We start from the raw sequence: 9,053 nt of genomic DNA, 5'->3' as shown, positions 1-9,053 counted from the left end.
TGCTGCCCGTTCGGGCGGGAGTAATTCCACAACCTGGGTTGGTTTCAGCCGGCAAACGCAGCGCGCGCAGCTGCATCTGCTGGATCCGACGAAAGCTTGAAACCTCTTGCTTTCGAGGAAGTTATCGCCGCCATGCGGTATTTCTTCCATATCCAGAACGGCAATGGCTGCACCCGGGACGAGGAAGGCCAGGAATTCGTAGATCTCGATGCGGCCCGCCAGTCCGCGCTGACGGGCATCCGGTCGGTTCTCGGAGAGGAACTGATGCGTGGCATCGTCGACCTCTCCGGACGCCTCGATATCTGCGACGCGGACGACAGGGTACTTCTGTCGATTCCCTTCACAGAGGCCGTCTTGGTCCAGCGAACGCGGATGGAGCAATGATCGAGAAGCACCTGCGGATGCTCCGGGTCCGCGACGATGTCTCGCTCGAGGAAGAAGCTGTGCTGCTTGCGCTGATTTCCGAGACGCGCGAAGTGCCGGCGAAGACGAATTTCATTCGCGCCGGGCAACGCTTGTCCAGCTCGACCTTGCTGCTCGAGGGCATGATGTGCCGTCACAAGGACCTACGCGAAGGCGAGCGCCAGATTACCGATTTGCATCTCGCCGGCGATTTCGTCGACCTGCACGGCTTTACCCTGAAGCGACTGGATCATCACCTGATGACGCTGACGCCGTGCAAGGTCGCTATCGTACCGCACGAGCGCCTGAAGGCGCTGTCGGAGCATCATCCGCACCTTTCGCGCCTATACTGGTTTTGCACCAACATGGACGCGGCGTCGCACCGCGAGTGGGAATTGTCGCTCGGTCGCAGGATGGCGATCGCCCGCGTCTCGCACCTGTTGTGCGAGCTTCGCATCCGCTTCGAACTGGTCGGCATGACCAATGGCCTCGCCTTCGCACTTCCCCTGACCCAGGTCGAACTTGCCGAGTGTGTCGGGCTGACTCCCGTCCACGTCAATCGCATCGTCCGACAATTGCGCGAACGCGGACTCGCCGATGTCCGGCGCGGCCATGTTAAGATACTGGACCTGCCGGGACTGGAAACGCTTGCCGAGTTCGACCCGAACTATCTCTATCTCGAGAAATTGCCGCGCTGAGCCCTTTTGACGCCTGAAGCGGGACGTGGCACCGGTAGCGGCCAAGCCTTGCGTGGAAGACGGCGGCGACCCGGTCGATCGAGGGATATGCCTGGGCTCGCTTGTCGGACAGGCGCCGTGGAGAAGATGACAGCCCTCCAGGCTCGATTGCGCAGTCTGCTCCCGAGACTATCCTGGGCCGGTGCCGGCGCGTCGGCTTCGCGTATTAGTGCCTCGACTTCGCCATCGATGCCTCCGGGCCGGAATCCAGCATTTCATTGAGCGACGCTGCCATCCTTTCGGGATCGCACGCGGACACGCGCATGGGGCGTGAGCGTCCGCGTTACGACGCGCTAGCCGCGCGTCTCGAGCAAGCCGTCGCCGCCGCGCCGTTCCGATCTAATAATCCATGTTATCAAATGCTTGAAACCGCGCCGTGATGGGGAACGACGGATATGGCGACACGTTCAGCGAGCAGGAAATCCCGGAGATGATGATGCTTGCTACCGCCGACCGACGAACCCAGAGCGGTTCGCAGTTCCTTACCGATAGTTTCCAGCGGGGACTGGCGCACTGGAATCGCGAGCGGCTGGCGCCCGGACTCGCCGATGACGACAGGCAGAAGATTTTCGAGCGCGACGTCAAGATGCAGCGGCTCGAGGGCGGTTTCCTCGAGGAGCTGCGCGCCGAGGTCGCCGAGGAGGCGGCGGCGGCGCCGACCGATGTCGAGGGCTTTATCGCCTGGTTCGAGGGGCTGAAGGCGGTGGGCCCCGGGCAGGGCGACCCGCTCTTCCCCTGGCTCGCCGAGAAGGCGGACCGTGACGAGCTGCGCTGGTTCTTCGAGCAGGAAGCCGCCGGCGAGGCCGGCTTCGACGATCTCGTCGCGATGACCCAGGTCAAGCTGCCGGTACGCCCCAAGCTGGAGCTCGCCCGCAACTATTGGGACGAGATGGGGCACGGCACCGAGAAGGGAATGCACGGGCCGATGCTCGATGCGCTCGTCGAGACGCTCGAAGTGAATCCCGTGATCGAGAACACGGTGTGGGAAAGCCTGTGCCTCGCCAATGCGATGACCGCGATGGCGACGCAGCGCCGCTATGCCTGGCATTCGGTGGGTGCCCTCGGCGTGATCGAGCTGACTGCGCCGGGTCGCGCCGCGCTGGTCGCCGAGGGGCTCAAGCGCGTCGGCCTGAGCCCGAAGCAAGCACGCTATTTCACGCTGCACGCGGTGCTCGACGTCAAGCACAGCGAGGATTGGAATCGCGAGGCGATCCGCCCGGCGGTGGAGGAGGATCCGCGCCGCGCCACCGCGATGGCCGAGGGTGCCCTGATCCGCCTGCGCTGCGGCGAGCGCTGCTTCGCGCGCTACCGCGCGCAGTTGATGCCCGGCGCCTGACCGGTCCCGCCGGGCGATCCCGGCGATCGACGAACGAACGACGTCACCGGGCACCCAGGCAATCGGCGCCGGGCGCCCGGCTCAAAGGGAGATGCGGAGATGGTCAAGGGAACGAACGACAAGCTGGTCGGCGATGCGCCGGCCGAGTTCGAGACGAAGCGCGGCAATGGCGGCGAGCTCCACCAGCTCGCTGGCGACGAGGGCGCGCTCACGACGCAACAGGGCGTGGCGGTCGCCGACGACCAGAACACCCTGCGCCTCGGCGCGCGCGGACCGGCGCTACTCGAGGACTTCCATTTTCGCGAGAAGATCTTCCACTTCGACCATGAGCGCATCCCGGAGCGCGTTGTCCACGCCCGCGGCTACGGCGTGCATGGCACCTTCACGCTCACCGAGTCGCTCGAGGAATTCACGACCGCGCGCATCCTGACCGAGGTCGGCGAGAAGACACCGATGTTCACGCGCTTCTCGACCGTGGCCGGCAGCAAGGGCTCGTTCGACCTGGCGCGCGACGTGCGCGGCTTCGCGTGCAAATTCTATACGAAGGACGGTAACTGGGACCTGGTCGGCAACAACATCCCGGTCTTCTTCATCCAGGACGCGATCAAGTTTCCGGACCTGATCCACGCCGCCAAGCCGGCGCCCGACCGCAACTTCCCCCAGGCGCAGACGGCGCACGACAATTTCTGGGATTTCATCAGCCTCACCCCAGAGGCGATGCACATGATCATGTGGACCATGTCCGACCGCGCGATCCCGCGCTCGTTCCGCTTCATGGAAGGGTTCGGCGTCCACAGCTTCCGGTTGATCAACGCCAAGGGCAAGTCGACCTTCGTCAAGTTCCACTTCAAGCCGCGCCTCGGCCTCCAGTCGGTGCTGTGGAACGAGGCGGTCAAGATCAACGGCGCCGATCCCGATTTCCATCGCCGCGACCTCTGGGACGCGATCGACATGGGGACGCCGCCCGAATGGGACCTGGGCGTACAGCTGTTCGACGAGGCGTTCGCCGAGCGCTTCGAGTTCGACATCCTCGATCCGACCAAGATCATCCCCGAGGAGCAGGTGCCCGTGCGGATCGTCGGCAGCTTCGTCCTCGACGGGCTGGTCGACAATTTCTTCGCCGAGACCGAGCAGGTCGCCTTCTGTACCCAGAATGTCGTGCCGGGGATCGGCTTCACCAACGATCCGCTCCTCCAGGGCCGCAACTTCTCCTATCTCGACACGCAGTTGAAGCGGCTGGGCTCGCCGAACTTCACCCATATCCCGATCAACCAGCCGCGCGGCTGCCCGGTCCACAATTTCCAGCAGGACGGGCACATGGCGATGCGCAACCCCAAGGGCCGCGCCAATTACGAGCCGAACAGCTGGGGCGGGCCGCGCGAGGACCCCAAGGCGGGCTATCGCCATTTCGCGGCCGAGGAAGCGGGCCAGAAGGTCCAGCTTCGTCCCGAGAGCTTCGCCGACCATTATAGCCAAGCGCGCCAGTTCTTCGTCAGCCAGACCCCGATCGAGCGGAAACATATCGGCGATGCGCTGGTCTTCGAGCTGTCGAAATGCGCGCGCGTCGATATCCGCGAGCGGATGGTCGGCCACCTGCGCAACATCGACGCGGCGCTCGCCAGCACCGTCGCCGCAGGGCTCGGACTCGACAAGCTGCCGCCGGCGGCGAAGGCGGCGGTCTCGCCGCGCGACGACCTGCCGCCTTCCGATGCGCTCAGTATCGTCAAGCGCGCGCCCGGCAGCTTCGCCGGACGCAAGCTCGGCATCCTGGTCAGTGACGGCGCGCCGGCCGCACTGCTCGCCGCACTGGTCAAGGCAGTGGAGGCGCTTCCCGCGAGCTACGAGCTCGTCACTCCGAAGGTCGGCGGCGTCGTCCTCGACGACGGCACGCTGGCGCAAGGCAAGCAGAAGATCGATGGCGGCCCCTCGGTCCTGTACGATGCGGTCGCGCTGCTGGTGACCGCGGAGGGCGCGGCACAGCTCGCGCGCGACGGGGCGGCCCGCGACTTTGTGGCCGATGCGTTCGGGCACCTCAAGTTCATCGGCTACACGCCGGACGCGATGCCGCTTCTCGCCAAGGCGGGAATCGCGGAGGCCGACATGGACGAGGCGCTCGTCCAACTCGAGGGAGCGGCCTCCGCCAAGGCCTTTCTCGACGCCGCCGGGCAGCTTCGCTTCTGGGAGCGCGAGTTCAAGGTCGACCTCGATGCCGAGGCGTTCCTCGAGAACAACCCCATCGAATAGGGTGGCGCGTGGGACGCGCCGCGCGGCGCGTCGCTTTGGCAACCAAGTCGATCGCCGGGAACCGGCCCGCTGCCTGGATATCGCCGGTAGGGCCCGTGACTATGGCGTGGTGCCCTGCGCCGAGGGCGGGCGTCCTCTGCGTCGGGCCGTCTCGCCGCGCGCGCGCCGCGCCGTGTCGCGCAGCTGCCGCCGGATCGTTGGCCCGACCAGATGAGAGGCGACGTGCGAATACCCCTCGGCGGTGAGCTTGCGCTCGATTTGGTCGATGCGCTCGAACTCACCGGTTCCGGCGAGTTCGAGCGCCCGTTGGATCAGGTTCTTTTCCATGCTCGAAGCTCTGCCGCCGGAGCCGAGCTCGCGCGCCAACCCAGGTTAAGAAAGGCCGGGCAAGGACCCGGTCAGCCGCGCAGGCTGTCGGACACTACGCCGCCATTTTCGGCGAGCTTCGCCATCACTGCCTTGTGCAGCGCGATATTCTGCTCCGCGCTTCCGTTTTCGCCGGCATGGACGCCCAGCTCCTCTCCGAGCGCCTTGCGCGCCTCGAGGCTCGAATCGAGATCGAGCAGCTTGAGCAGGTCGACGATGGAGGTCTGGTAGTTGCCGCCGCCGTCTTTCATCTCCGCCATCTCTGAAAGTACGGCGCCGACATCGACGGCCGGAGAGGGCGCGGGCGTCGCGTTGGGAGCCGGGGCGGGCGCCGGCGAGGCGGGGCTCGGGGCCGGCACCGGTGCGGCCGCGGGCGTAGCGGCCTTGTGGCCGAAGATCTTGTCCTTGATGCTGCTGAAGATGCCCATGGTCTGCTCCTTGTCTCCTGGCGTCGGGCGAGAAAACGCGGAACGGCTTCAAAGGGTTCGCGCGGAACGCGCCGGAAATGCGGGCGTTGGAGGAGCGAGCCCGCAAGGGGCGACAATCGGGAGGCAAGGATGCACGCAGTTCGTTGGATGACGCTGGGCGCCGCGGCGCTGGCACTCGCAGGCTGTGGTTCGAAAACCGAGACCAGCACCACGGATACCACGACGGTCACCGCCAATAGCGATGGCACGATGGCCAACGACATGGCGATTGTCCCCGCCACCTCGGCCGGACAGACCTTCGCCAATGCGGCCGCGGCGAGCGACGCCTTCGAGATCGCGACGTCGCAGCTCGCCGATGCGCAGGGCGCCTCGGCCAAGACCAAGAAGTTCGCCGCCGACATGATCAAGGCGCACACCGAATCGACCGCGAAGCTCAAGGCCGCCGCGCGCGCCGCGACGCCGGCGATCGTTCCCGATGCCACGCTCACCGCCGAGCAGCAGCAGTTGCTCGACTCGCTCAAGGGCGTGAAGGGTGCCGATTTCGACAAGGGCTATGCGACGGCCCAGGTCGATGCCCACCAGAAGACGCTCGATGCGCTCAAGGCCAATGCCGGCGACAACGCCGTACCGCAGTCGCTCCGGGACTTCGCGACCAAGCTGATACCGACCGTCACCGCGCACCTCAACATGGCCAAGTCGCTCTGACCGACGGCCTCGCGAGGCTATGCGCGAGTCCGCTCCACGCTGGCCCCTGCAGCTCTGGCTGGTCCGCCACGGCCAGAGCGCGGGCAATGTCGCGCGCGACGAGGCGCATGCCGCCGGTCTCGAGCGCATCCCGCTGACGCTGCGCGACGTCGATGTGCCGCTGTCGGTGCTCGGCGAGCAGCAGGCGAAGGCGCTCGGCCGGTGGTTCGCGCGCGGCTGCGGCAACGGCCTGCCCGACGTGATCCTTTCCAGCCCCTATGTTCGCTCGAGGGACACGGCCCGCCGCTTCCGCGACGCGGGCGGTGCGGAGCCAGAGGAGCCGGTCTGCGTCGACGAACGGCTGCGCGAGAAGGAGTTCGGCATCCTGGACGGGCTCACCACCGCGGGCGTCGCAGCGCAGGAGCCCCAGCAGGCGGAATTTCGCCGGCTGCTCGGCAAATTCTACCATCGTCCGCCCGGCGGCGAGAGCTGGGCAGACGTGATCCTCAGGCTGCGCAGCCTGCTCGATACCGTGTCGCTCCACTACGGCGGGCGCCGCGTCATGATCGTCGCCCACCAGGTCGTAGTGCTGTGCCTGCGCTACATCCTCGAGAATATGAGCGAGGAGGAGATTCTGGCCGTCGACAGGCTCGGCGATGTCTCCAATTGCTCGGTGACCGAATATCGCTTCGACGCATCGTCGGGCAAGGACGGCGGGCTCGTGCTGGTCCGGTACAATGAAGTGGCGCCGATGGAGGAAGATCCCGCGGCGCAAGTGACGCGCGCGCCCGACGCGCGCGTCGCCGCACGCGGATGAGCCCGCTCGATTCCGCCTGGCTGGCGGCGCATCCGCTGCCGGCGATCGGGCAGGAGACCGACAAGAATGCGCGCGGGCGCATGCTCTGCGCCGGCGGTTCACTGGCGGTTCCGGGCGCACTCGCGCTTACCGGCGAGGCGGCGCTGCGCGCCGGTGCCGGCAAGGCGCTGCTCGCGGTGCCGGAGCCGGCGCGGCTGGGGCTCGGCATCGCCATGCCCGAAGCCGCCGTCTTCGCGCTCCCGACGAATGACGAGGGCGAGTTGGCCGGCAAGGCCGGCGAACGGGTCGCTGGCCTGCTCGATCGCTGCGACAGTCTGGTGCTTGGTCCGGGCATGGGCGAGCGATCTGCCGCGGCTACGATCCTGCGCCATATCCTTGCCGAGGCGCGCGCCGACCTGCCGATCCTGCTGGACGCTGCGGTCATCGCGGGCGCGCGCGGATGCGCCGACGCGGTCCGCGCCCGCGATGGCAGGGTGGTGCTGACGCCGCACCCCGGCGAGATGATCGCCCTGATGGAGTGCGGCGCGGCCGAGCTTCGCGATGCGCCGGACGCGCTGGCGCGCCGCGCCAGCGCGCATTTCGGTGCGGTCGTGGTGCTCAAGCAGGCCGAGACCTGGATCGCGGCCCCGGATGGGGAATTGCTCCACTATCGAGGCGGCGGCCCGGGCCTCGCAACCGCAGGATCGGGCGAGGTGCTGGCCGGGATACTCGGCGGCCTGCTGGCGCGCGGTGCGGCGCCTTGCCTGGCAGCCGCCTGGGCCGTGTGGCTGCACGGCGAGGCCGGACGCTTCCTCGCCGAGGAGTCGGGCCCGATCGGCTTCCTCGCCCGCGAGCTTCCGCCGCGCTTACCATCGCTGCTCGCCACGTTCGGCACGCGATGAAAATTGCGGCGGGGCACGGACCCCGGGGAAATTCCGGCGGGTTGAACCCTGGTGCACATATTCTGTGCGCGACGAAAGGATGACGCGATGGACAGGCAGATTTCCGAACCGCCCGCCGATGCCGGGCAGGACAAGGACGACCAGACGCCGGGCGGCCTTCCGCCGGAGCCGGTCGAGGACCGCCCGGGCGTGGGCAGCGTGAAGCCCGAGGACTATGCTGAGCCCGCCAAGGGAGACCAGGCATGACCGACAAGCGTAATGAGGGACCGGGCGAGGCGGAGCGCGCCAACCCGGGCAGCACCGACGTCGATCCGACGAACAAATCCTCGCAACAGCCCGCCGAGGGGGCCGACGATGCGCCGCCCGAGCAGCCGGGCTCGCCGCGCGGCTAGCGACGCCGCTTGGGCACGACGCTGAGCTTTCCGCTGCTTTCGAGGGTCGCCAGCGCGACATCGTCGATGTCGCGGATCTGCTCGCTGCGAATTCCCTGGGCAAGGTCCTGGTCCGACAGGTTGGCGCGCCGCATCGCCCTGGCATCGACCTTGCCGTCCTCGACGAGGGTAATCGGTCGCGACTTGACCAGCGCGGCGACCCAGTGCCAGCGCATCGCGACAAGGGCCAGCAGGCGGTGCAGGACCACCAGGGCCAGCGTCGCCGCAAGGACGGGGAAGAACGGCGCCTTGCCCGTCATGACTCGACTGATATTGGATCCGACGATCAGCGCGACGACGATGTCGAGCGGCGAGAAATGCGCGAAGGTCCGGCGCCCCGCGATCCGCACGCACAGGATCCCGAAGGCGAGGAGCGGCAGCACCCGGAAGCAAAGCTGCAGTGCGCTGGCCCCCTCGTCGGGCCCGATAAGCTGGCGAAACCATTCCATGCCCGGCCAACGCCCGCGAATTGGCGCGGGTTTCACGCAAGCCGGAACCGCGCCCGATCGGCAGGGTTCTCGCGCAAAAGCATCGGGAGGCTGCCGAATGATGGACATGCACGCGATCGACGAACCCGGGTTCGTCCGTCCGGGCTCGCCGAGGGTTCGAGCGCTAAGCGTCGGGGTCGTACGGCGTTCGGGTCGCGCGGCGGCGGGCCGTACGCCTGTCCGATCTACCCAGGTGTCTCGGCAGCCTCGCCGCGCCGCCTGGCGGGAGGTCGCCTAGC

General features: G+C 67.4%; 12 protein-coding genes. 9 read left to right on the top strand and 3 right to left on the bottom strand.

Features of this window, described 5'->3' with window-relative positions; genetic code table 11:
- Positions 1-132 precede the first annotated feature (132 nt).
- The 4 genes from AC1RJ5_RS09460 (at position 133) to AC1RJ5_RS09445 (ending at position 4,719) form a co-directional block, all read left to right on the top strand.
- Positions 133-384, top strand: coding sequence for a DUF6894 family protein (locus AC1RJ5_RS09460; protein WP_269574101.1), 252 nt, complete (start codon positions 133-135; stop codon positions 382-384).
- Positions 381-1,100, top strand: a complete 720-nt coding sequence (locus AC1RJ5_RS09455; RefSeq protein ID WP_493112955.1) for a Crp/Fnr family transcriptional regulator — start codon at positions 381-383, stop codon at positions 1,098-1,100. Before AC1RJ5_RS09460 ends, AC1RJ5_RS09455 begins: the two co-directional genes overlap by 4 nt.
- A gap of 475 nt (positions 1,101-1,575) precedes the next feature.
- A complete protein-coding gene (locus tag AC1RJ5_RS09450) occupies positions 1,576-2,475 on the top strand; it encodes an iron-containing redox enzyme family protein (protein WP_493114667.1) in 900 nt (299 codons plus the stop codon).
- 99 nt (positions 2,476-2,574) lie between these two features.
- Positions 2,575-4,719: a catalase gene (locus AC1RJ5_RS09445; RefSeq protein WP_493112953.1), complete on the top strand. Its 2,145-nt coding sequence runs from the start codon at positions 2,575-2,577 to the stop codon at positions 4,717-4,719.
- Positions 4,720-4,818: 99 nt separating this feature from the next.
- Here the strand turns inward: AC1RJ5_RS09445 and AC1RJ5_RS09440 are convergent, their stop codons facing one another.
- Both AC1RJ5_RS09440 and AC1RJ5_RS09435 read right to left on the bottom strand, forming a co-directional pair.
- Entirely contained in the window at positions 4,819-5,046 is a 228-nt protein-coding gene (locus AC1RJ5_RS09440) for a hypothetical protein (RefSeq protein WP_493112951.1), read from the bottom strand.
- Positions 5,047-5,117: 71 nt separating this feature from the next.
- Entirely contained in the window at positions 5,118-5,513 is a 396-nt protein-coding gene (locus AC1RJ5_RS09435; protein WP_493112949.1) for a DUF3597 family protein, read from the bottom strand.
- Between the two features lie 129 nt (positions 5,514-5,642).
- Between AC1RJ5_RS09435 and AC1RJ5_RS09430 the strand changes: the two genes are divergently transcribed.
- The 5 genes from AC1RJ5_RS09430 (at position 5,643) to AC1RJ5_RS09410 (ending at position 8,287) form a co-directional block, all read left to right on the top strand.
- The gene (locus AC1RJ5_RS09430; RefSeq protein WP_493112947.1) at positions 5,643-6,218 is read left to right on the top strand and encodes a DUF4142 domain-containing protein; all 576 of its coding nucleotides are present in this window, start codon (positions 5,643-5,645) and stop codon (positions 6,216-6,218) included.
- Between the two features lie 19 nt (positions 6,219-6,237).
- Positions 6,238-7,014: a histidine phosphatase family protein gene (locus AC1RJ5_RS09425; RefSeq protein WP_493112945.1), complete on the top strand. Its 777-nt coding sequence runs from the start codon at positions 6,238-6,240 to the stop codon at positions 7,012-7,014.
- Entirely contained in the window at positions 7,011-7,895 is an 885-nt protein-coding gene (locus tag AC1RJ5_RS09420; protein WP_493112943.1) for an NAD(P)H-hydrate dehydratase, read from the top strand. The genes AC1RJ5_RS09425 and AC1RJ5_RS09420 overlap by 4 nt, the downstream gene beginning before the upstream one ends.
- An 87-nt stretch (positions 7,896-7,982) precedes the next feature.
- Entirely contained in the window at positions 7,983-8,141 is a 159-nt protein-coding gene (locus tag AC1RJ5_RS09415) for a hypothetical protein (RefSeq protein ID WP_269574109.1), read from the top strand.
- On the top strand, positions 8,138-8,287 hold the full coding sequence (locus tag AC1RJ5_RS09410; protein WP_493112941.1) for a hypothetical protein: 150 nt from the start codon (positions 8,138-8,140) through the stop codon (positions 8,285-8,287). The genes AC1RJ5_RS09415 and AC1RJ5_RS09410 overlap by 4 nt, the downstream gene beginning before the upstream one ends.
- Here the strand turns inward: AC1RJ5_RS09410 and AC1RJ5_RS09405 are convergent.
- Entirely contained in the window at positions 8,284-8,775 is a 492-nt protein-coding gene (locus AC1RJ5_RS09405) for a DUF421 domain-containing protein (RefSeq protein ID WP_493112939.1), read from the bottom strand. The genes AC1RJ5_RS09410 and AC1RJ5_RS09405 overlap by 4 nt on opposite strands.
- Positions 8,776-9,053 lie beyond the last annotated feature (278 nt).

The sequence above is a fragment of the Sphingomonas sp. GW822-FHT03G08 genome (genome assembly GCF_058801135.1).
This window is presented reverse-complemented; position numbering and strand designations above follow the sequence as displayed.

Excerpts from the sequence above, each read along its gene's own strand:
- AC1RJ5_RS09460 (WP_269574101.1), top strand. The coding sequence starts at position 133 with ATGCGGTATTTCTTCCATATCCAGAACGGCAATGGCTGCACCCGGGAC.
- AC1RJ5_RS09455 (WP_493112955.1), top strand. The coding sequence starts at position 381 with ATGATCGAGAAGCACCTGCGGATGCTCCGGGTCCGCGACGATGTCTCG.
- AC1RJ5_RS09450 (WP_493114667.1), top strand. The coding sequence starts at position 1,576 with ATGCTTGCTACCGCCGACCGACGAACCCAGAGCGGTTCGCAGTTCCTT.
- AC1RJ5_RS09445 (WP_493112953.1), top strand. The coding sequence starts at position 2,575 with ATGGTCAAGGGAACGAACGACAAGCTGGTCGGCGATGCGCCGGCCGAG.
- AC1RJ5_RS09440 (WP_493112951.1), bottom strand. The coding sequence starts at position 5,046 with ATGGAAAAGAACCTGATCCAACGGGCGCTCGAACTCGCCGGAACCGGT.
- AC1RJ5_RS09435 (WP_493112949.1), bottom strand. The coding sequence starts at position 5,513 with ATGGGCATCTTCAGCAGCATCAAGGACAAGATCTTCGGCCACAAGGCC.
- AC1RJ5_RS09430 (WP_493112947.1), top strand. The coding sequence starts at position 5,643 with ATGCACGCAGTTCGTTGGATGACGCTGGGCGCCGCGGCGCTGGCACTC.
- AC1RJ5_RS09425 (WP_493112945.1), top strand. The coding sequence starts at position 6,238 with ATGCGCGAGTCCGCTCCACGCTGGCCCCTGCAGCTCTGGCTGGTCCGC.
- AC1RJ5_RS09420 (WP_493112943.1), top strand. The coding sequence starts at position 7,011 with ATGAGCCCGCTCGATTCCGCCTGGCTGGCGGCGCATCCGCTGCCGGCG.
- AC1RJ5_RS09415 (WP_269574109.1), top strand. The coding sequence starts at position 7,983 with ATGGACAGGCAGATTTCCGAACCGCCCGCCGATGCCGGGCAGGACAAG.
- AC1RJ5_RS09410 (WP_493112941.1), top strand. The coding sequence starts at position 8,138 with ATGACCGACAAGCGTAATGAGGGACCGGGCGAGGCGGAGCGCGCCAAC.
- AC1RJ5_RS09405 (WP_493112939.1), bottom strand. The coding sequence starts at position 8,775 with ATGGAATGGTTTCGCCAGCTTATCGGGCCCGACGAGGGGGCCAGCGCA.